This is a genomic window from Bradyrhizobium sp. AUGA SZCCT0431 (assembly GCF_018131065.1).
Classification (GTDB): Bacteria; Pseudomonadota; Alphaproteobacteria; order Rhizobiales; family Xanthobacteraceae; genus Bradyrhizobium.
In genome coordinates this window covers 67,550-88,415 of record NZ_JAFCLR010000003.1, presented here as the reverse complement: position 1 = coordinate 88,415, position 20,866 = coordinate 67,550, and the positions used below count along the sequence as shown (strand labels likewise).

Annotated in this window: 16 protein-coding genes; 8 read left to right on the top strand and 8 right to left on the bottom strand. The window is 62.0% G+C overall.

Annotated elements, in window-relative coordinates:
• Positions 1 to 36 precede the first annotated feature (36 nt).
• From JQ567_RS03540 to JQ567_RS03525, 4 genes are all read right to left on the bottom strand, one after another.
• Entirely contained in the window at positions 37 to 423 is a 387-nt protein-coding gene (locus JQ567_RS03540; RefSeq protein ID WP_212437506.1) for a hypothetical protein, read from the bottom strand.
• Positions 420 to 788, bottom strand: coding sequence for a class I SAM-dependent methyltransferase (locus JQ567_RS03535; protein ID WP_212437505.1), 369 nt, complete (start codon positions 786 to 788; stop codon positions 420 to 422). Before JQ567_RS03535 ends, JQ567_RS03540 begins: the two co-directional genes overlap by 4 nt.
• 11 nt (positions 789 to 799) lie before the next feature.
• A complete protein-coding gene (locus JQ567_RS03530) occupies positions 800 to 2,410 on the bottom strand; it encodes a hypothetical protein (protein WP_212437504.1) in 1,611 nt (536 codons plus the stop codon).
• A 485-nt stretch (positions 2,411 to 2,895) separates the two neighbouring features.
• On the bottom strand, positions 2,896 to 3,687 hold the full coding sequence (locus tag JQ567_RS03525; protein WP_212038481.1) for a formylglycine-generating enzyme family protein: 792 nt from the start codon (positions 3,685 to 3,687) through the stop codon (positions 2,896 to 2,898).
• Positions 3,688 to 3,992: 305 nt separating this feature from the next.
• Between JQ567_RS03525 and JQ567_RS03520 the strand changes: the two genes are divergently transcribed.
• The 8 genes from JQ567_RS03520 (at position 3,993) to JQ567_RS03485 (ending at position 15,307) form a co-directional block, all read left to right on the top strand.
• On the top strand, positions 3,993 to 4,919 hold the full coding sequence (locus JQ567_RS03520; protein WP_312017338.1) for a DUF4399 domain-containing protein: 927 nt from the start codon (positions 3,993 to 3,995) through the stop codon (positions 4,917 to 4,919).
• Positions 4,920 to 4,943: 24 nt separating this feature from the next.
• A complete protein-coding gene (locus JQ567_RS03515) occupies positions 4,944 to 7,064 on the top strand; it encodes a caspase family protein (RefSeq protein ID WP_212437502.1) in 2,121 nt (706 codons plus the stop codon).
• A gap of 226 nt (positions 7,065 to 7,290) precedes the next feature.
• On the top strand, positions 7,291 to 8,307 hold the full coding sequence (locus JQ567_RS03510) for a Gfo/Idh/MocA family protein (protein WP_212437501.1): 1,017 nt from the start codon (positions 7,291 to 7,293) through the stop codon (positions 8,305 to 8,307).
• A 31-nt stretch (positions 8,308 to 8,338) separates the two neighbouring features.
• Entirely contained in the window at positions 8,339 to 9,490 is a 1,152-nt protein-coding gene (locus JQ567_RS03505) for a DegT/DnrJ/EryC1/StrS aminotransferase family protein (protein ID WP_212437500.1), read from the top strand.
• A 130-nt stretch (positions 9,491 to 9,620) separates the two neighbouring features.
• Positions 9,621 to 11,147 carry a murein biosynthesis integral membrane protein MurJ gene (gene murJ / locus JQ567_RS03500; protein ID WP_212437499.1) on the top strand — a complete coding sequence of 509 codons (1,527 nt, stop codon included), beginning with the start codon at positions 9,621 to 9,623 and terminating at the stop codon, positions 11,145 to 11,147.
• A 67-nt stretch (positions 11,148 to 11,214) separates the two neighbouring features.
• Positions 11,215 to 13,521: a xanthine dehydrogenase family protein molybdopterin-binding subunit gene (locus JQ567_RS03495; RefSeq protein ID WP_212437498.1), complete on the top strand. Its 2,307-nt coding sequence runs from the start codon at positions 11,215 to 11,217 to the stop codon at positions 13,519 to 13,521.
• 105 nt (positions 13,522 to 13,626) lie between these two features.
• The gene (locus tag JQ567_RS03490; RefSeq protein ID WP_212437497.1) at positions 13,627 to 14,076 is read left to right on the top strand and encodes a cytochrome c; all 450 of its coding nucleotides are present in this window, start codon (positions 13,627 to 13,629) and stop codon (positions 14,074 to 14,076) included.
• A 301-nt stretch (positions 14,077 to 14,377) separates the two neighbouring features.
• Positions 14,378 to 15,307, top strand: coding sequence for a cytochrome c (locus JQ567_RS03485; RefSeq protein WP_212437496.1), 930 nt, complete (start codon positions 14,378 to 14,380; stop codon positions 15,305 to 15,307).
• Positions 15,308 to 15,459: 152 nt separating this feature from the next.
• On the opposite strand, the gene JQ567_RS03480 is transcribed toward JQ567_RS03485, so the two are convergent.
• The 4 genes from JQ567_RS03480 to JQ567_RS03465 all read right to left on the bottom strand — a co-directional run bounded on the left by JQ567_RS03480 (position 15,460) and on the right by JQ567_RS03465 (position 20,812).
• Positions 15,460 to 16,602: a TAXI family TRAP transporter solute-binding subunit gene (locus tag JQ567_RS03480; protein WP_409363576.1), complete on the bottom strand. Its 1,143-nt coding sequence runs from the start codon at positions 16,600 to 16,602 to the stop codon at positions 15,460 to 15,462.
• 236 nt (positions 16,603 to 16,838) lie between these two features.
• Positions 16,839 to 17,888, bottom strand: a complete 1,050-nt coding sequence (locus tag JQ567_RS03475; RefSeq protein ID WP_312017337.1) for an Ldh family oxidoreductase — start codon at positions 17,886 to 17,888, stop codon at positions 16,839 to 16,841.
• A gap of 73 nt (positions 17,889 to 17,961) precedes the next feature.
• Positions 17,962 to 19,071 carry an ABC transporter ATP-binding protein gene (locus JQ567_RS03470; protein WP_212437494.1) on the bottom strand — a complete coding sequence of 370 codons (1,110 nt, stop codon included), beginning with the start codon at positions 19,069 to 19,071 and terminating at the stop codon, positions 17,962 to 17,964.
• Between the two features lie 25 nt (positions 19,072 to 19,096).
• On the bottom strand, positions 19,097 to 20,812 hold the full coding sequence (locus tag JQ567_RS03465) for an iron ABC transporter permease (protein WP_212437493.1): 1,716 nt from the start codon (positions 20,810 to 20,812) through the stop codon (positions 19,097 to 19,099).
• Positions 20,813 to 20,866 lie beyond the last annotated feature (54 nt).

Genomic DNA, 20,866 nt, shown 5'->3' with positions numbered 1-20,866 from the left:
TCAATCTTGGTGCTGTCGAGCCGTACAAGCGCGCAATCACATTGGTTTAACGACGTGCACGGCGATCATCAGGCCGTATCGTCGGGATATGAAGCTGTGCAACGGCTTCAAAAGTGCTCCCATCCGGCCAAGGCTGCGCAAAGGAAAATAGTAACGCCAGGCTTTCTCGATACTGAAACCCGCGTCCACCATCATCCGGCAAATCTGCGCCTGGGTGTACGACTTGCCAACGGGGTTATCGACTCCGTCGTAAAGTCGAACGATTTCATTTGCATCACCTGACTTAAGCAAATCTTCGCGCCCTCGGCCCGGCAAGAAAACCATCTTACCGAGCGCAAACGCAGCTAGTCGTGTGAGTAGTTTCGATTTCAGAATCGCATTGCGCCGATACACGCTAATGACGGCGGATCCGCCCGGCTTCAAGCTCTGAATGGGATCGTCTCGGCATCTGCCGTAATCGCATGAGCGTGCAAGTCAAATATAGCCAAGCTCTTTGTTGTCAGTTTTGCCGCTGCGAGAGTGATATCAATGCCAATGACGTTCATCCCGCGACGGGATAGCTGCCGAACCCAAAAGCCCGGACCGCACCCCACGTCTATGATCATTTCCCGATCCTTGAATGGGAAAAATTCAGACGGTATCAGCCCGCGCGGGAATACATCAGATAGGTAGACATTTTCGTGATGCTGAAAATACTCGCGAGTGCCTGGATCATGCGTGCTTTCTCCCGCAAACAAGGGTTTGCTTTCCCAAAACGTTCTAACGTCGCTTTTCAAATCCCGCGACATGATAATCCTGCTTATTCCGAAAGCTGATACACGACATAGGTGTCGTTTTCAAAGACGCGGGGTAGATCCAGAGTTTGCGTTTCGGCCGGCCCGCATGTCCATTGCGCAGGTGTCGCTCCAGGTTTGATCGCAACGAAGTAGTGCAACGAGGGGTACTGCGAGCGAAGTTGGTGTAATCGAGAAATGTCCGACGTGAGCTTCACGTAACCCTTTTCAAAGACGCAGAGTATTTGGCCGTTTTTTGCGACGTAAGTTTGAATGGTCTGTGGCGAAAAATTCAAAAGATTGATTTTAAGTAGAAGCTCGATCTGGTTGATTTCGAGCGCCACGAGTCCGCGTGCGTAAACGGAGTACCCCATGTACCCGTAATCGGCCGGATTTATGTGTCGAGACGAAACCGTGGCGTAAGGATATGGCGGCATCAGAACGATCTGATCGCGTGGAATAACGTTTCGGACGTAATCTGTGACCTGTGCCCAGGAAGTGCCGGGGTGGCGCGGCATCATGGCAAGCGCCCCTTGCCATTTAGCGGGCAACATAAGAAATGGCGCAGCAACGGCGAGAACTGCGAGCGCAGTGCCGGGGAGTCGCGTTGTGCGTCGCACGGCGACGGTCGGCGCCGCATCGGGTAGGTACATGAGTATAGTTGTTGCTACCAACGCTATCAATGACGATGCTTTGACGAAATCGCTGGCGATCGGAAGAGCCAGTAAGGCGCTTGTTAGCGAAGCGAGAATCAAGCGCAGCGCGTTCAATGTATTCTGCTGCTCGTTCCAGCTTCTCAAGCAAAGTATTGTAAGGGTCGCTGCAAGCGCGGGGATCGCGGCCATTGGAATCAATGCCGAGCGCGACAGGACCGCCCCGATCAGTGCAGGTATAGGAACAATTGCGAAGGCGGCGTACGCTATTGCACAAAAAATGGTAACTGCGACTCCCGTCGCAATTAGTCGGTAAGTGTAGATGGCAGATATTCTTGATGACAGTGCCGCAATCAAGGCGCACCAAAAAGCAAGTATCCAGCACAGAGGTTGGACAATGCCGCCTGGGCCCCAAAGATAGATGTGGAATGGCTTGCGAAAGCTCATCAGTGTCCACCACGCTGTGTCAGGCACCCCGGTGGGCAGGCTGGCAGGCGGCAGCTGATAAAGTATGAGAAGCCCTTGCGGCAAAGCTCCAAGCGAGAAGAAAAATATCGCCGACACAATACGCTGCAATGCAGGTGCGAGTTTGCGGGCGATCAAGGCTTCAATACTGATACCCGTAAGAATAATGCCTATAACAATGAGTCCGTACGTTGCGTGCAGATTGGTAAGCAGCCCCGCCAGTCCAGCACAAATCAATAAATTTACGAGTGTTTGTCCGGACGTAATCCAGATGACCCAAACGAAAAGTGAGGCGGCAATTCCCCAGCTGCCAAGCAGATGGCTTGGATACTGAACATACAAAGGATAGCCGACGTTAAGTGCAGTTACCCAACTCTGTAAGAACACTACGATCGCAAGAATCGCGACGAAAGCCGCTCCATAGCCGCGAGCCGATGACAGTCTGACCGCCAGGATACCAATGGCGCCGAGACCGCAAACCAGGAAAAGGCCCGCAAGAACATCATGAGCCAACTCCACGGAAAGAGCCCACGACTGGTCTAGCGCACCTAGGATCCGTGGGAGCAGGAGTGGGAGCTGAGGGAATAGGGAATGTTGTAAGGTGCCGACGGGAGCCGCGAGCTTCCCGGCGTACCAAAGCGAAGGGGCAATGGTGTCGCTGTAGTTTGGATCAGGCGGGGCCATTAACCAGAGGCTGGAGCCCCAAACTGCAATACCAACCAGGCAGGTAGCGACTGCAAGTATCGTATGAAGGCGCACATCCATTTGCATTAATATGGTCCGGAATCTTACGCCGCGGCGAGAAGTCGAATATATCCTTGTTCAGTAAAAGGCCTTTTCAATCAATGCATATCTCAAAGTTGGCGAACAGTTTTCGAAATCATTCAGATGTAATCTCGCGACCAGGGCGGCGCACCCGTAGCCGAGCGCTGACTCGCAATGGTGCGAATTCCGGCGAGGGCGATATCATTCGCATTGAGGATGATCAGCGCGCGTGATCGGGACTACTGAACGTCCCGCACGACGCGAAAACCGTTGGCGAAGTAGCGCACGTCGAGATCGTAGCGGTAACGCGCCGCCGAGGTGACCGTATTGGCCTTGTTGGCGAACGATCCGCCGCGCAGCACGCGCTGACGGCATTGTCCTTGCGTCCAGGCGGAGCCGTCCTTGGGCGCATTCTTGTAATTGTCGTTCCAGCAGTCCTCGACCCATTCATAGACGTTTCCAGATGTGTCGTAGAGCCCGAAGCCGTTCGGCCGGTAGGATCCGGTCCGCATCGTCCGGCGCAGCGAGTCGCCGCAATTGTCGCAATTGGCGTTCGACTTGCCGACCTCTTTGCCCCACCAGTAGGTGGTCGTGGTGCCGGCGCGCGCCGCATATTCCCACTCGGCTTCGCTCGGCAGGCGGTAGTTGCGGCCGGTCTTCTGCGTCAGCCACAGAACGAAAGCCTTGGCATCCTCCCAGCTCACGTCGATGACCGGCTGATCGCCGCGACCCCAGCCGCGATCGTCCGGCCGGTGCCTGCATTTGCCGTCCGAGACGCACGCATCCCACTCGGCGAAACTGGTTTCGCGCCGTTCGATCGCGAAGTTCTTGGCGATGGTGACCCGGTGCGGCGGTCCCTCGTACGGGCTGTCCTTGCCGCCCATGTCAAATTCGCCTGATGGCACCACCACCATTTCCGGGCAATCCGGACAGTCGCGGAACAGCTCGCCGGGTTCGGGCGGCGCGGCCGACTGGGCGGCGGCCGGTCCGGCAGCGAGCAGAAATATCAAAAAAGCAAAAAATCTGAACATCATACCCTCGGCCTCAATGCGCCGGTCGTCCTGCGCGCCGCCTATCGGTCCATCGTGCCCGCAACACTCCATAAAATCAAAAGTCGCAGTGTCGCTATCGTCAGTTAGTTTTATGGTAATATAATACTCCAGTTTGCCTCACCCATCATCAAATCGATGAGAGCTTGTGCGCCGGGAGTGGTCCGCCCGCGGCAGGGGACGATATTCAATAGGGTAAATCCAGTGTACTATTTCACAGACGCATTACAGTTCTTGAGTTATTTGAGATTTTGGCCGCCGGCCCGTCCTGATTTTAGGAGGCGTTTGTGTTCTCGAAAGTACCGACCGGAATTGCTGTTTCGCTTTTGATGCTGGCAGGAACGATCGGACCGGGCCACGGACAACAAAAGCCGGTTGGCGGTCCCAATCCCTCTCCCCCCGGTGCGGCCGTTTACTTCGTCGGTCTCAAGGATGGTCAGACGGTACCGACCACCTTCACCGTGAATTTCGGCCTCAAGGGCATGGGCGTCGCGCCCGCCGGCTCCGACAAGGCGAACGCCGGACACCACCATTTGCTGATCGACACCGAGCTGCCGCCGCTCGATCAGCCGATACCGAGCGACTTCAATCATCTGCATTTTGGTGCGGGGCAAACCGAAGCCGAAGTGACCTTGCCGGAAGGCGAGCACACGCTGCAGCTGGTGCTGGGCGACAAGGACCACATTCCGAATACGATTCCGCTGATCTCCGAGCGGATCAAGATTCGCGTGGTTGCCGCTTCCGCGGTGCCTGCGGCGTCGGCTGCTGCGGCGGCGCCCGCCACGACCAGCCCCGCCAGCGCGGGCCGCAAAAAATCTCCTGAAGGCGCCAAGGTATATTTCGTCTTTCCGAAGAATCGCGGCTATGTCACGCCGACGCCGGTCATCCGTTTCGGCCTGATCGGCATGGGCGTTGCCCCCGCCGGCTTCGAGAAGGTCAACACCGGTCACCACCATCTGTTGATCGATACCGACGTTCCGAACCTCGACCTGCCGATTCCCGCCGACTTCAATCATCTGCATTTCGGCGCCGGCCAGACCGAAGCCAAGATCACGCTGCCGCTCGGCAAGCATACGCTGCGATTGCTGCTGGCCGACGAGCTCCACATCCCGCACGATCCGCCGTTGCTGTCGGAACCGATCACGGTCATGGTCACCGCCAACGGCCGTCCGCCTGCAAAGAAGAAGTATCGCAAATATCGTCGCTATTACTAAAGGGGGGCAGTTCCGGAGCCTGATATGAGCACACGTCGTCCGATCTGGATTGCAGCTCTGTATAGTCTCGTGCTGCTGACCTGTTCGATCAGCGTTGCGAAGGCTGACCGGCGCGTTGCGCTGGTTGTAGGCAACTCGAACTACAGCAATGCGAGCCTGTTCCTGGCCAATCCGAAGAACGACGCCACGGACGTTGCCGCGGCACTCCGCGGCGTCGGTTTCGAAGTGTTGCAGGCGATCGACGCCAACAAGCGCGATCTCGACCTGAACATGGCCAAATTTGCAAGGCTGGCGACCGACGCCGACGCCGCGCTGTTCTATTACGCCGGTCATGCCGTCCAGTATCAGGGCCGCAACTTCCTGATGCCGACCGACGCCGAAGTAGAGGACGAGATCAGCTTCCGCTACCAGATGACGCCGCTCGACGACGTGCGCGCCGCGCTCGACCGCGGCGACGGCGTCAAGATCGTGATCCTCGATGCTTGCCGCAACAACCCGATCGTCAACGCGCTTCGCCGCAAGAAGAAGTCCGGCGACAGCCGCGCCATCGATGCCGTGCGCGGCGGGCTCGCCAAGATCGACAAGGCCCAGGGCATGGTGGTGGCCTATTCCACCGCGGCGGATGAAGTCGCCGCCGACGGCGACGGCCGCAACAGCCCGTTCACCAGCGCCTTCCTGAAGCGGCTCAAGGAGCCCGGCCTCGAAATCGAACAATTGTTCCGCCGCGTCGCCGCCGACGTCAACGCCCAGACCGGCGGCCGCCAGCGCCCGGAAACCTACGTGTCGCTGCTGAGCAATTACTACCTCAACCAGACCGACCGGATCGCGTTCGACAAGATCAAGGACTCGCCCGATCCCGCCGTGCTCCAGGACTTCATCGCCAAGTTCTCGACGTCGAGCTACGTGCCGGAGGCGCAAAACCGCATCCAGCGCATCGAGGCCGCTATTCGCGAGCGCCAGAATCAGGAGGCCCGGCAGCGCGAAGCAGCAAGGCTTGCGGAAGAACAGCGCAAGGCCGAACGCGAAGCGGCGCTGCGCAAATTGGCCGAGCAGGAAGAGGCGCTGCGCAAGCAGGAGACCCTCCGTGCGCAGGCGGCAGCTGAAAAAGTCCGCAAGGAGCGCGAGGCCGCCCAGGCGCAGGAAGAGCAGCGCTTGCGGCTCGTGGCCGAGAAGGAGCGCAAGGAGCGGGAAGCTGCAAAGGCCCAGGAAGAGCAACGTGTGAAGCTTGCGGCCGAGCGGGAGCGCAAGCTGCGTGAAGAGGCTGCGCAACTGTTGGCCGAGCAGGCGCGGACCAAAATCGCCGCGATCGATCGGAAGGAGCCGACCAATCCCTCGCTTGCCGGCATATCGACCGACATCCGGACGCTGCCGCCGCCGACCGAGGCCGCGCCGGCGCCTGGCGATCCCTGTGATCGCGACGGGGCCATGCTGGCGCAGTTGCGCAGCAACGCGTCGATCGAGGCGGTCACCGAGTTGGAGCGGCGCCTGAGCTGCGAGAAATTGCGTGCCCAGATCCTGCGGTTGCGGGAAAGCCTCTCGGCGGTCGCCAATGCGGCGCCGGCCATCGCCCCCCAGATCAAGCCTGCCGTTGAAAAAATTGCCCCGCCGCCGGCCCTGGTGATTGCGCCACCGCCGCCGCCGCCGGCCGCCCCGAAACAGGAAGCCGCCCCGAAGCCGCCGGAACCGCCGAAGGTTGCCGTTGCGACTGTCGCACCGGCACCCGAATGCAAAAAGGACGAAGCCAGGCTTGCCAAGATCCGCGCCAATCCCTCGCACGCCGATCTGGCCGCGCTGGAGCGTGACCTAGGCTGCGAACGGTTGCGCCCGCAAATCGTGCGCTTGCGCGAGAGCCTGCCCAAGGAAACTGCGAAGGAAACTGCGAAGGACGCGCCGCAGCCGGATCAGCCGTCGGCTGCGGCCAATCCGCCAACCCTTCAATCCGCTCAGTCCGCGCCATCAGGGGCGAAGCCGGCGCAACCCGCGCCGATTGTCCAGGTCCGAAGCTGTGACGAGGAGCGGGCCACCTTGGCCAAGCTACGCGCCAGCCAGTCACGCGAGGATGTGGTTCGATTCGAGCGCGAACTCGCCTGCGAGCAGTTGCGGCCTCAGGTCATACGGCTGCGGGAAAGCCTGTCCGGCGGTTAGTCAGGACGGGCTCTCACAGCCCTCGGCCAAGCACTTAATTCCTCCATATTGCGGTGGCCTAAGCCCCCTATGAGCCCTGCGAATGCGCTTCTCACAGTGCTTCCTGGGCTGTAACTCTTTGAATCAAAACGTGTCCGGATAGAGTGGATGGCGTTCGCCACATTTGTGGCGGCGTGCTAGAGAACCGCCGGGGCGATACTTCGAATAGTCTATTGGGGTCCACAATATGAGTTCCAAAGGGTCCGGGTCGGATGCGAAAGCCGGCGCCACGCCTGAATTGCGCGTTGGCGTGATCGGTGCCGGCGTGATGGGCAGCAACCATGCCCGCGTGCTGGCGGGCCTGCCCGGCGTCACGCTGGTCGGCATCGTCGATCCGCTGCCGGAACACCGCGCGCGCGCCACCGAACTCGTAGGCTGCCGCGCTTTCGGAGTCCTCGAAGAATTGCTGGCCGAGGGCGTCGATGCGGTCACGATCGCAGCTCCGACCCATCTGCATCATGAGGTCGCGCTCGCCTGCATCGCGCGCAACATCCATATCCTGGTCGAGAAGCCGATTGCGCCCACGGTCGAGGAGGGGCGGGACATCGTCGACGCCGCGCGGCGCGCCGGTGTCACGCTGATGGTCGGCCATGTCGAGCGCTTCAATCCGGCGGTCGCGGCAATCAAGCAGGCGATCTCCGGCGAGGACATCCTTTCCATCGGCATCACGAGGGTCGGGCCGTTTCCGCCGCGGATGTCGAATGTCGGCGTCGTCATCGATCTGGCCGTGCACGATATCGACCTGATCCGCTGGTTCACCGAATCGGACATCGTCGAGGTGCAGCCGCAGCTCTCCAGCGCGATCGCCGAGCGCGAGGACATCGCGCTGCTGCAGTTCCGCACCGCCTCGGGCGTGCTCGCCCATATCAACACCAACTGGCTGACGCCGTTCAAGGCGCGCAACGTCACGGTCGCGACCCGCGGCAAATATGTGATGGGCGACCTCTTGACGCGTCAGGTGACGGAGTGCTTCGGCTTCAAGCCCGACGGCAGCTATTCGATGCGTCATCTGCCGGTCGGCCATGACGAGCCGCTGCGCGCCGAATTGATCGCGTTCCTCGATGCCGTCCGGTCAGGCAATGTGCCGGCGGTTACCGGCGACGAGGGCGTGGCCAGCCTCGAAATCGCGATCCGCTGCCTCGAAGCGCCGGCCCGGCCCGCAGCTTCCTCCGCGCGCAAGGGTCCACGCCGCGTCGCCGGCTGATTATCGTTCATCTCATTCGTAGCAAGGCTCCATGAACCAGCACATGCGTCCAGAACCCATTCCGCTGATCGATATCGCCGCGCAGCGCCGCCGGCTTGGCAAATCGATCGATGATGCCGTGTCCCGCGTGCTCAACCACTGCCAGTTCATCAACGGTCCGGAAGTGACCGCGCTCGAGAAGGCGCTGGCGGCCTTCAGCGGCGCGAAACATGTCGTGAGCTGCGCCAGCGGCACCGATGCGCTGCTGATGGTGCTGATGGCCAAAAACATCGGTCCCGGCGATGCCGTGCTGTGTCCGTCGTTCACCTTCTGCGCGACTGGCGAAGCCGTGGCGCTGACGGGCGCTACGCCGGTTTTTGTCGATGTCGATGAAGCCACCTTCAACATCGATCCCGCCTCGCTCAAGCGCGGCATCGCGACCGCCCGGCAGCGCGGCCTGAAGCCGCGTGGCGTGATCGTGGTCGATCTGTTCGGGCAGAGCGCCGACCACGACGCCATCGGCGCGGTTACGGAGACCGAGGGGCTGTTCGTGCTGGATGACGCCGCGCAGGGCTTTGGCGCCAGCTACAAGGGCCGCAAGCTCGGCACCTTCGGGCTTGCCACCGCGACCAGCTTCTTCCCGGCCAAGCCGCTCGGCTGCTACGGCGATGGCGGCGCGATCTTCACCGACGATGACGAGCTTGCCAACACGCTGCGCAGCATTCGCGTGCACGGCCAGGGTGCGGACAAATACGACAATGTCCGCCTCGGCCTCACCGGACGGCTCGACACCATGCAGGCGGCGGTCCTGATCGAGAAGCTGAAGATTTTCGACGACGAGATCGCGGCGCGCAACAAGATCGCGGATCGCTATGCGCGCGGCCTCGGCAATGTCGTGACCGTGCCGCGGCTCGCCTCCGGCTGCACCTCGGTGTGGGCGCAGTACACCATCCGTCTGCCCAAGGGGACGGACCGCGATGGTTTCGCCGCCGCGCTGCAGGCGCAGGGCATTCCGACCGCGGTCTACTACACCAAATCGATGCATCAGCAGACCGCGTATCGCAATTACCCGGTCGCGGAAGGCGGCCTGCCGGCGAGCGAAAGCCTTTCGGAGGACGTCATCAGCCTGCCGATGCACGCCTATCTCGATGAGGCGACGCAGGATCGCGTCATCCAGGCGGTGCGCGGCGCGCTTTCCGCCTGATCTCGGCATAGCGTTTTCGAAGAAAACGCGTCAAACAACCGATAGCGTTTACGTGAAGAAGGCGCGTCATTGCAAATATAGCTCTCGGTTCTGATGCAATCAGAACCGAATATGCGCTAGAAGCTAGCCCATGCTTGGGCGCATCTTCACCGTCGGCGGCTATACGCTTCTTTCGCGCGTGACCGGTTTTGCACGCGACATCATGCTCGCGGCGATCCTCGGCGCAGGGCCGGTCGCGGACGCGTTCTTCGTGGCGCTGCGCCTGCCCAATCATTTTCGCGCCATCTTCGCCGAAGGCGCCTTCAACGCCGCGTTCGTGCCGGCCTATGCCCACCTTCATGGGCAGAACCAGACCTCGGCAAAACTGTTCGCCGATCGCATCTTCACGCTGTTGTTCGGCGCCCAGATCGTATTGCTCGTGGTGGCGTGGCTGTTCATGCCGCAGGTGATAGGCCTCCTGGCGCCGGGATTCTCCGACGATCCGGCCCGCGGCGAACTTGCGATTGCGCTGACCCGGATCACGTTTCCCTATCTGCTGCTGATCACGCTGGTGACGCTTTACGGCGGCATGCTCAACGTCATGCATCGCTTTGCCAGCGCGGCGGCGGCGCCGATCTTTCTCAATCTGTCGATGATGGCGACATTGGCACTGGCCGCGTTCTTTCCGGGCGCAGGCTATGCCGCCGCATGGGGCGTCCTGATCGCCGGCATCCTCGAATTCCTGCTGCTGGCCGGTGACGCGGCGAAGAACGGCATCCTGCCGAAGTTCAGCATTCCCAGGCTCGACAACGATGTCCGCGCCTTCTTCCGCGCGCTGGGTCCGGCGACGATCGGCTCGATGGGAACGCAGGTGGCGCTGTTCGCCGACACCATCATCGCGACGTTTCTCGCCGCCGGCGCGCTGTCGGCGCTGTATTACGCCGACCGCCTCAACCAGTTGCCGATCGGCGTGATCGGGATCGCGATCGGCACGGTGCTGCTGCCGGAAATGTCGCGGCGGCTGACGGCGCACGACCATGCCGGCGCCGCCAAGGCGCAGCGGCGGGCGTTCAATTTCACGCTGTTGTTTTCGATACCGTTCGTCGCCGCGTTCCTCACGGTGCCTGACGTGATCATGCGCGCCATGTTTGCGCGCGGCGCTTTCTCCAAGGCCGACGCCGCAGCGGCGGGCGCGACACTGGCGGCCTATGCCGTCGGCCTCATTCCCTTCGTGATGATTCGCAGCGCGGTCGCCACCTTCTATGCCCGCAAGGACACCGCCACGCCGGTCAAGGCGGCGCTGACCGGCGTTGCCGTCAACGTCGCCCTGAAAGTCGCGCTGATGGGGACGCTCGCCCAGATCGGCCTCGCGCTCGCCACCGCGATCGGCGCCTGGGTCAATCTGCTGCTGGTACTCGGTTTTGCAGTGCGAAGAGGATTTCTCGAGCTGGACCGCGAGTGGCTCAGATCGCTCGCCAAGTTCGCGATAGCTGGCATCCTGCTTGCCATAGCCCTTTGGCTGACCGCGCGTTTCGCCAATTTTTATTTCGCGCAAATGAGCTCATTCCGCGACGAACTCGCATTGCTGTTACTTATGGTGAGCGGCATCTTTGTCTATGGTGTTTCAATCCTCGTCCTGTTCGGCAGAGGCTGGATTTTCTCGCTGATCCGCGGCTAAACCCGTTTGCGCTTCCTGGCGAACCACGCCAATATGGCGCGAAACCAATCAGGCTATTGGAGATACGATGGCAGCTCCCATCAAGTTCGGCGTCGGTCATAGCGTCCGCCGCAAGGAAGACGATGCGCTCATTCGCGGCAAGGGCCGCTACACTGACGACGTCTCGCCGTCTCCCGCGTTGCACGCGCTGATGCTGCGCTCGCCGCATGCGCATGCGAAGTTCACCATCAACGTCACCAAGGCCCGCGGCATGCCCGGGGTCGGCGCGGTCCTGATCGCCGACGACGTCAAGGATCTCGGCGATCTGCCCTGCCTGTTCAATTTCGAAGTCGATCCGTTCACTGGGCCTCCGTACCCGATCCTCGCCAAGGATGAAGTCCGCCACGTTGGCGATTCCATCGCCTTCGTCGTCGCCGACACCATCGATCAGGCCCGCGACGCGATCGAGGCGATCGAGGTCAACTGGACGCCGCTGCCCGCGGTGGTCGGCCTTGTCAACGCGGTCAAGAAGGGCGCTCCGCAGGTCTGGCCCAATCATGCCGGCAATTTGCTGTTCGACGTGCCGATCGGCGACAAGGCGGCAACCGAGGCCGCGTTTGCAAAAGCCCATGCGGTCGCCGAAGTGTCGATCGTCAATCCGCGCGTCATCACCAACTTCATGGAAACGCGTGCCGCGGTCGCCGAATACGACGCCAAGAAGGACCATCTGACGCTGACGATCGGCAGCCAGGGCAGCCATCGCCTGCGCGAGATCATCGGCGGCATGGTGCTCAAGATGCCGTTGGAAAAGATGCGGGTGATCTGCCCCGATGTCGGCGGCGGCTTCGGCACCAAACTGTTTCCGTACCGCGAATATGCGCTGATCTCGGTCGCGGCGAAACGGCTGAAGAAGACCATCAAATGGACCGCCGACCGCTCCGATCACTTCGTCGGTGACGCGCAGGGGCGCGACAACGTTACTGTGGCGAAGATGGCGCTCGCCGAGGACGGCAAGTTCCTGGCGATGGACGTCGACCTGATGGGCGACATGGGCGCGTATCTGTCGACCTTCGGTCCCTACATTCCGCATGGCGGCGCCGGCATGCTGCCCGGCCTCTACGATATCCAGACCTTCCACTGCCGCGTCCGCACCGTGTTCACCAACACCGTGCCGGTCGATGCCTATCGCGGCGCGGGCCGCCCCGAGGCGGCTTACGTGATCGAGCGGCTGGTGGATGCCTGCGCGCGCAAGCTCGGCATGACGCCCGATGCGATCAGGCGCAAGAATTTCATCCCGCCGAAGGCGCTGCCCTACAAGACCGTGACCGGCAAGGTTTATGACTCCGGCGATTTCACCGCGCATATGAAGCGGGCGATGGAAGTCGCCAACTGGAAGGAATTTTCCAAGCGCGCCAAGGCCGCCAAGAAGGCGGGGCTGGTGCGCGGCATTGGCCTTGCGAGCTATGTCGAGATCTGTGGCACCATGGGCGATGAGACCGCCAATGTGGCGCTCGATCCCAATGGCGACGTCACCATCCTGATCGGCACCCAGTCGAGCGGGCAGGGCCATCAGACCGCCTACGCGCAGTTGATTGCCGAACAGTTCGGGTTGCCGCCCGAGCGCGTGCACATTGTGCAGGGCGACACCGATCGCGTCGCCACCGGCCTTGGCACCGGCGGTTCGGCCTCGATCCCGACCGGCGGCGTCAGCGTGCAGCGTGCGGCCCACGACCTCGGCGGCAAGCTGAAGGAGATCGCGGCCGAAGCGCTGGAAACCAGCGCTGCTGACCTCGAGATCAGCGACGGCCGAATCCGGATCGCCGGCACCGACCGTTCGGTGAGTTTCGCCGACCTGGCGAAACGTCCTGATGTCGATCCGTCAAAGCTGAATGCGAGTGCGACCTTCAACCAGGCCGACGGCACCTATCCGAACGGCACCCATCTCGCCGAAGTCGAGATCGATCCGGCGACCGGCATCATCAAGATCATCAACTACGTGATCGTCGACGATTTCGGGGTGACGCTCAATCCGCTGCTGCTGGCCGGGCAAGTCCATGGCGGCGCGATGCAGGGCATCGGCCAGGCCTTGATGGAGCAGGCGGTGTTCTCCAGCGACGGCCAACTCGTCACCGGCACCTTCATGGATTACGCGATGCCGCGCGCGGCCGACGGCCCGTCATTCCACTTCGAAACCCACAACGTTCCCTGCACCACCAATCCGCTCGGCGTAAAGGGCGCGGGTGAGGCCGGTGCGATCGGGTCCTGCCCGGCCGTGGTCAATGCGATCGTCGAGGGGCTGTGGCGCGAATACAAGATCGACCACATCGACATGCCGGCGACCGCCGAACGGGTCTGGATCGCGATCCGGGAGGCGCAGCGCCGGCATAACCTCTGATATTTTGTCGCAGCTGGAATGATTCTAAGTTTATGGTGTTATCAGGCTGGGCGAGGTCCGCGGTGACCGCGGCCCGGTCTGTGTCATAAAAAAGGGATCTGGCGAATGAAACGGGTTTTGGTGGTTGCAGGAGCACTATTGCTCAGTGTCGGCGTTGGCGTGGCGCAGCAGGATCCCGTCAAGGATGCCCAGAACGTCATGAAGGCCAACGGAAAGAACCTCGGCGGCGTGTTGAGCCCGATGTTCAAGGGCGAAAAGCCTTACGATCAGGCCGCGGTCGATACTGCGCTGACACAACTCGAAGACACCGCAAAGAAGCTTCCGACCTTGTTCCCCGCCAGCGTCAAGGATGCCAAGTGGGAGGGCGACTACGCCCCCTCGCCAAAGATCTGGGAAGACAAGGCCGGCTTTGACGCCAAGGTCGCCAGCTTTACCAAGGTGGTGGCCGAGGCCAAGGCCAAGATCAAGGACCTCGATTCGCTGAAAGCGAATTTCCCCGGCATCGGCAAGGAATGTGGCGCCTGCCACGAGACCTACCGCCTCAAGAAGGGCTAGCTCTTCGGTTGACCAGACAGGAAGAGGCCGGATGCGTGATGTGTCCGGCCTCTTTTCTTTATTCGCGGACGCGAAGGCTTACCTCGCTCATCAACTCGGTGTGAAGTGGGCTTCATCACTTCGGTGTGAAGCTGCTTCATCGTCGTGTGAAACTTACCACTTGCCCATGGATTTCCACGCGCGGATTGGCCGCGATTTGTTGCCAAAACGGCGTTGAGTTGTCGAAATTTCATGGAAGCTTCCGGCTGAAATTGCGTACATACTGGCCGCTATACTGAAACGCCCGATGACGGATTGGTGAATGCTGAAACGACTGTTCCTTCTGGCCGTTTTGGCCGCCGTCGCCGGGCTTGGCATTTTCTGGTGGCTGACCATACCGGCGGTGGTCGCTGCGAGTTCATTGCCCGCCTACAATCCCAACCTCGCCAACGGCCTCACAGCGTTCAATGCCGGCGGATGTTCGTCCTGCCACGCGGTGCCGAACCAGCCCGATCGCCTCAAGCTCGGCGGCGGATTGCCGATTCCGTCGCCGTTCGGCACCTTCAACGTTCCCAATATCTCGCCCGATCCGAGCGATGGCATCGGGCGATGGAGCGAGGCCGATTTCGTTACCGCCGTGCTCAAGGGCACGTCGCCGTCGGGCTTCCATTATTTTCCGGCGTTTCCCTACGCGTCTTACGAGCATGCCAAGGTCGAAGACGTCCGGGACCTGTTTGCCTATTTGAAGACGCTGGCGCCGGTGGCCGGCAAGACGCGCGACCATGACGTGCCGTTTCCGTTCAACATCCGCCGCAATGTCGGAGTGTGGAAATTCCTGTTCACGGACGGCAAGCCGTTCACGCCGGATCCGAGCCGTTCGGCGCAATGGAATCGCGGCGCCTATCTCGTCAACAGCCTCGGTCATTGCGCGGAGTGCCACAGCCCGCGCAATTTTCTCGGCGGCATCGTCGATGCGCAGCGTTTTGCGGGCGGGCCTAATCCGGAAGGCGAGGGCTGGGTCCCCAACATCACCCAGAAGCGGATGTCGGACTGGAGCGCGAAGGATTTCGCCTATTTCCTCGAGAGCGGGCAGACGCCGGACGGCGACACCGCCGGCGGCTTGATGACGCGCGTGATCCGCAACACTTCGCAACTGTCGCCGGAGGACCGCACCGCGATGGCGGAGTATCTGAAATCGCTGCCGCCGGTGGAGGGACCGCCGCGGCCGAAGAAGGCGGAGAAGGCGTCATAACTCGGCTCTGACTGGATCAGAGCCGAAGCTGTATCCACCAGTCATTCCGGGATGGTGCGTAGCACCAGACCTCAGGGGCGCAATTGCGCCCCCGGGGAATCTCGAGATTCCGGGTTCGATGCTACGCATCGCCCCGGAATGACGTTGCCGCATCACTCGAACGTATTGACCATGCCGGCCTTGGCGAGCGCGGCCTTGCGTGCGCTCATCCACTCCTCGGCGAGTTTTGCCGGGTCGGAAGACGGGCTTCCCTTGATGTAGTCGTTCCACGCCGCGATCAGGACTTCCTGCCGCTTGAGCAGTGCGTTGTTGTGCTTCTCCTGGTCGTCGCTCCAGGCACCCACCTCTTTGAGAGCCTTGACCGCGCCCTTGTGCGTCGGCACCGCCCAGTTCTTTGCCTGCGCCTTCACCGCAAGCCCGCTGGCGCCGGGCGCGTTGTCCTTGTAGCCGTCATAGCCGTCGATCAACGCCTTGGTCAGCATGTAGACCTCGTCTTCGGACTGGCTGCCATAGACGCTGTAGATCGGATATGGATAGGTGCCGACCTCGAGCGGCTTGTCCTTGGAAAATTCGCCCGCGCCGCAGGTTGCCTTGTGCTCGGTGAAATACGGGCCGACCTTGCGCATGCGTTCCCATCCCGCTTTGTCGGAGAATGGCATGGCGGGCCACGTGATGCCGCGCGGCGATGTCTGCAGTTCCTTGGCGGGCCCGGAGATCGTCGAACCGAATACCGCATCGGTATCGTTGTTGATGATGCCTTTCCACATCGCATTGTTGCCCGCGAACTCGACGATCTTGACGTCCTTTGCCGTCAGATTGGCGAACGCCAGCACGGCAAGCGCATTCTGGTTGAGCGCGGGAGAGCCGACCACGAAGCCGATGCGCTTGCCTTTCAGGTCGGCATAGCTCTTGACGCCGATGTCGGCGGCGACCGCCAGTGAAAGGCCGTTGCAGTCGATCGAGCTCAGCGTGATCTGGATGGGCTGCGGTCCCCATTCCCGGGTCGCGAATTCGAACACGCCTTCCTGCGCGAAAAAGACCCCGACGCCCATTGCCGAGATGCTGGCGCGGTTGAGGCGCAGCGGTTGCAGGCGGGCGACGTCGTTGCCGGCCGGCAGCACGCGCGTATCCGAGCCATATTTGTCCTTGAACATCTTGCCGACGGCAACCGTGATGTTGAAGCCGGAGGTCCCCGTGTCATACGCGGTCATCGTCACGTTGGGCGGCAGTTTCACCTGTGCGACCGCCGTCGATGCCGCGACCGCGGTTCCGGTCAGCGCGATGGCCGCAAGCATCATCTTCGGATTGATCATTCATCCCTCCCGTTGCGGCTGACGTTGCAGCCTTGAGACGCTTGTCGCCGATGTTTCCTTGCCCGCAACGGACATCAACTGGAAACAGGCTCTGCGATTTGGCGCGAATGCTCGCGGATTTCCGCGTCTACTGCAAGGCAGAAGCAGGGGGGACCGATCCGCGTCAGCTTGACGCGTTGCGTTGTCCGAAACGGCGGAGGGTGGCGGCAAGTCCTGATTCAGGTCAGGTTCGCCATGCCAAGCTCATCGGCGACCTGATCGAGCCCGCGCATCAGCGCCGGCGGAATCGGAATGCCATCGCGCATCCGCGCCTCTCGCGTGGCGTGGCTGCGCTCGCCGGGAACGAAGATCCGCTCCACGCCGGGCATCCGCTCGGAGTTTCTGAAATCGCGCACCAGCGCATCGACGCTCGCCTTGAACACGTCAACATCGCCGAAGGCCGAGATGTTGATCGCGGCGACCGCCTGACCGGTATTGGTGACGCTGTCGTCATCATGGTTGAAGTCGATGACGTCCCGGCCCATCGCCGCGCCACCCAGCGTGCCCGCGAGCAGGCCGATGATCATGGCGAGCCCATAACCCTTGTAGCCGGCCTCCATGCCGCCGAGCGGCAGCAGCATGCCTTCGTCGGCGCGCTTCGGATCGGTCAGCGGCTTGCCCTCACGATCGATCATCCATCCCTCCGGCATGGTCTCGCCGCGCAGTGCCTTGGATTTCACTTTTCCATAGGCCGCAACCGTCGTCGCCATATCGAGAATGATCGGCTTCTCATCACCGGCCGGAATTGCGGCTGCGATCGGGTTGGTCGACAGCAGCATGTCGAGGCCGCCCCAGGGTGGCAGATGGTTGGCGTTGCCGACCGCGAAATAGAGCCCGATCATGTCGTGGGCCAGCGGCATCGACGCGTAGAGCGAGGCAGGACCTGCATGGTTGCTGTATTGCGAGTTGACCCATGCGATCCCCGTGGTGCGCGCCTTTTCGATCGCGATCTCGGCCGCGCGCTTCATTACGAGATGGCCCATGCCGTTATCGCCATTCAGCAAGGCGGTGGAGGCGTGTTCGCGCACGATCCGGATATTGGGCCGCACGTTGAATCCATCAGCCTTGATGCGGCGGGCGTATTGCGGCAACCGGCTGACGCCGTGGCCGTCCGATCCCTGCAGATCGGCTTCCGCCATCAGCGCGGCGACATCAGCGGCGTCGGCTTCAGGCAGGCCCAGCTTTGTCATGGCTTCCCGGATGAAGGCCTTCAGCCGGTCGAAAGTCACTGTCGATGTCGTCAGGATACCAACTCCCGTTTTCTTGTTGGCGCACTTGCGCTGAACATATCGTGGCAAATTCCTAGTCGGATAGGAAGCGCACCGATGATGTGGCGATGGCGACGGTCACAGCGGTGCCGACCTCGTGCAGCGTGTCGCCGGCGTGGAAGGGACAATCGACGGCGATGTTGGCGGCGCCTGCGCGCACGCCATAGCGCACGCTGGCGCCGAGGAATTCGCGATAGGTCACCGTGCCCGCGGCTTCTGTCCTGTCTGGCCCCGCGCTTTCGCCAGCACCGATGATCGTGCAATCCTGCGGCCGAAACAGCATGCGTGCACCCGGGGCCACTTTCCGGTCCGCAGCAATCGGTATCTTCGGGCCGCCGGCCACCTCAAAGGCGCGCGACGCGCCGTCGCCGATCACGCGGCCTTCGACAATGTTCGCCGTGCCGATAAAGTTCGCCACGAACAAATTGGCCGGCTGCTCGTAAAGGTCTTTCGGCGTGCCGACCTGCTGAATGACGCCCTGGTTCATCACCGCGATCCGGTCGCACACGGTGTTGGCCTCTTCCTGGTCGTGGGTGACGAAGATGGTGGTGAGCCCCAGCCGTTGCTGCAGTTCGCGCAGCTCGCGGCGGACCTGTACGCGCAGCTTGGCATCGAGATTGGACAAGGGTTCATCGAGCAACAGGAGCTTTGGCTCGACCGCGATGGTGCGCGCCAGCGCCACGCGCTGTTGTTGCCCGCCGGAGAGCTGCGCCGGGCGGCGTTGATCGAGGCCGGTGAGCCCGACGAGTTCAAGTGCAGCCGCGACCCGCGGGCCGATCTCGGCGCGCGGCACGCGCTTTTCCTCAAGGCCGAACGCGACATTGCGCGCCACCGTCATATGCGGCCACAGCGCATAGGACTGGAACACCATGCCGATGTCGCGCTTCCATGGTGGCAGAGCGGAAATATCCTTCTCTCCGACCAGCACGCGGCCACTGTCGGCATGGTTGAAGCCGGCGATCAGCCGCAGCAGCGTGGTCTTGCCGCAGCCGGAGGGGCCGAGAAACGCAAAGAACTCGCCGGGGCGGATATCGAGATCGATCGACTTCAAGACGTGATTGTCGCCATAGGACAAATTGACCTGTTCGATCCGGACACCGACGGCCGGTACGGCGAGCGCTCGATTGGCTGTTGCGGCCGTCATGGTGCTGAAGATCCCGGCATGAACATCAATGTCCTGCTTGCGGCATGGCGCGGCCACGCTCGATCACGAAATGCGACAGGACCGTGCAGACCGCGACCAGCAGCACGGCGATGACGCCGAGCGCCGCGCCAGGGCCGCGGCCCGCGGCCGATTGCATCAGGACGTAAAGGCCGTAGGCCAGCGGCGCATCGGAATTGGACTGCACCAGCATCAGCGTCGCCGAGAGCTCGACGGCGGCGGTGGCAAAACTGGTGACGAAGCCGGCCAGCATGCCGCCCATCATCAGCGGCGTCACGATCCGGCGCACGGTACGCAGCTTGGTGGCGCCGAGATTTTCGGCGGCTTCTTCCAGCGATACCGATATCTGCTGCAGCGCCGCGTAGCAGGCCCGCAGCGCGTAGGGCAGGCGGCGGATCGCCAGCGCCAGCACGATCACGATCCACAGCGAGGCCAGCGGCGTGCCATCCCACAGTTTCACGCCGTAAAACGCGCGCAAATAACCGATGCCGAGCACGATGCCAGGGACGGCGAGCGCGGCCGAGGCGGCCCAGTCCAGCGCGTCGCGCCCGATCAGTTTGGTGCGCAACACCAGATAGGCGATTGCGGTCCCGAGCACGACGTCGATCAGCCCGGCCAACGAGGCATAGATCAGCGTGTTCTTGATGTAGAGCGAGCTCTCGCCGAAAATTCGCGCGTAATGCGCCATTGTATAGCCGTCCGGCAGCGGCGAGAACGACCAGATCGTCGAGAACGACAACAGCAGCAGGCCGGCATGCGGCGCCAGCACCAGCAGCAGGATCAGCAGCACCGTCAGATAGGCGAGCACGCTTTCATATGGACGCAGCACGCGCCGGGCGAGCCCGCCACCGCCGCGCTGCACGGTCGAATAGTCGATGCCGCGCGTCGCCAGCGCCGAAAGTGCCATCGCCGCGACGGAGGCCACGATCAGCACCACCGCGATCACATAGCCCATGGGATCGGCGATCCCGATCGAGGTGACGCGCAGATAGGCCTGCGGCGCCAGCATGTCCTTGACGTTCAAAAGCAGCGGCGTGGCGAGATCGTCGAACACCTTGACGAACACCAGCGAGGCGCCCGCGATATAGCCGGGCATCGCGAGCGGAAACACGATGCGGCGAAACAGGCGAAATCCGGACGAGCCGAGATTTTGCGCGGCTTCCTCCATCGAGGCGTCGATGTTGCGTAGCGCCGCCGAGAGGTTGATCAGGATGAATGGAAAATAGTGGATCGACTGCACGAAGATGACGCCGTTCAGTCCCTCCATGAACGGGATCTTGAACCCGAACGCGTCGTCGAGCAGCAGGTTGACGCTGCCGTTGCGGCCAAAAAACAACTGCATCGCCACGGCGCCGACGAATGGCGGCATGATCAGCGGCAGAAATCCCAGCGTCTGGATCAGCGCCGTGCCGCGAAAGGCAAAGCGCGAGGTGATGCAGGCGAGCGGCAGCGCCAGGATCGACGCCCCGACCACCGCCAGCGCCGAGACGTAGAACGAATTCCAGAACGAACGCAGGAATAAGTCAGTGCGGAAGAAGTCGACGAAATTGACCAGGGTAAACGCGCCGCCGCCCTTTTCGGTGAACGCCACATAGATCACGGTCGCTGACGGCCACACCAGAAACAGCGCGAGGAAAACCGCGATGCCCAGCGCCAGTGCGATCTGCCCCGGCGTTGCCGAAAATCTTGCGCGGGCACGAGGTGCGGAGAGGGTGAGGCTCATGGGCGGCGTATCCACAACGTCGTCCCGGCGAAGGCCGGGACCCATAGCCACCGG

Coding starts and splice junctions, on each gene's coding strand:
- murJ (WP_212437499.1), top strand. CDS start 9,621: ATGCTTGGGCGCATCTTCACCGTCGGCGGCTATACGCTTCTTTCGCGC.
- JQ567_RS03465 (WP_212437493.1), bottom strand. CDS start 20,812: ATGAGCCTCACCCTCTCCGCACCTCGTGCCCGCGCAAGATTTTCGGCA.
- JQ567_RS03510 (WP_212437501.1), top strand. CDS start 7,291: ATGAGTTCCAAAGGGTCCGGGTCGGATGCGAAAGCCGGCGCCACGCCT.
- JQ567_RS03535 (WP_212437505.1), bottom strand. CDS start 788: ATGTCGCGGGATTTGAAAAGCGACGTTAGAACGTTTTGGGAAAGCAAA.
- JQ567_RS03470 (WP_212437494.1), bottom strand. CDS start 19,071: ATGACGGCCGCAACAGCCAATCGAGCGCTCGCCGTACCGGCCGTCGGT.
- JQ567_RS03515 (WP_212437502.1), top strand. CDS start 4,944: ATGAGCACACGTCGTCCGATCTGGATTGCAGCTCTGTATAGTCTCGTG.
- JQ567_RS03495 (WP_212437498.1), top strand. CDS start 11,215: ATGGCAGCTCCCATCAAGTTCGGCGTCGGTCATAGCGTCCGCCGCAAG.
- JQ567_RS03490 (WP_212437497.1), top strand. CDS start 13,627: ATGAAACGGGTTTTGGTGGTTGCAGGAGCACTATTGCTCAGTGTCGGC.
- JQ567_RS03480 (WP_409363576.1), bottom strand. CDS start 16,602: ATGCTTGCGGCCATCGCGCTGACCGGAACCGCGGTCGCGGCATCGACG.
- JQ567_RS03485 (WP_212437496.1), top strand. CDS start 14,378: ATGCTGAAACGACTGTTCCTTCTGGCCGTTTTGGCCGCCGTCGCCGGG.
- JQ567_RS03505 (WP_212437500.1), top strand. CDS start 8,339: ATGAACCAGCACATGCGTCCAGAACCCATTCCGCTGATCGATATCGCC.
- JQ567_RS03525 (WP_212038481.1), bottom strand. CDS start 3,687: ATGTTCAGATTTTTTGCTTTTTTGATATTTCTGCTCGCTGCCGGACCG.